Source organism: Halostella sp. PRR32 (assembly GCF_034808085.1).
Taxonomy (GTDB): Archaea; Halobacteriota; Halobacteria; order Halobacteriales; family Natronoarchaeaceae; genus Halostella; species Halostella pelagica.
Map to the genome: position 1 here is coordinate 1 of NZ_JAXHGL010000096.1, position 276 is coordinate 276.

Genomic DNA, 276 nt, shown 5'->3' on the forward strand with positions numbered 1-276 from the left:
CCGCCGACGTCGACGTATTCGAGGTCGAGGGGATCTGGGGAGCCGTCGCCGCCCGCGTCGCGGTCGTCCGGCGACGCCAGTTCCCGCGCCAGCTCGCCCATCCGCGCGACCAGCTCGCGGTGGCTGTCGAGCTGGTCCGAGTCGATCCCGGAGCCCGCGTGCGCGTGGATCCCGACCACGTCGAACCGCTCGGCCGCGTCCCGCGCCGCCTCCGCGGCCCGGTCGTAGGGGATCCCGAACTTCGCCGCGCCGCCGGTCCGGACCTTCTCGTGGTGG

At 75.4% G+C, this 276-nt stretch carries 1 pseudogene; it reads right to left on the reverse strand.

What is annotated here, in order from left to right:
* A pseudogene (locus SM753_RS20525) lies at positions 1-276 on the reverse strand (diaminopimelate decarboxylase); the annotation flags it as partial.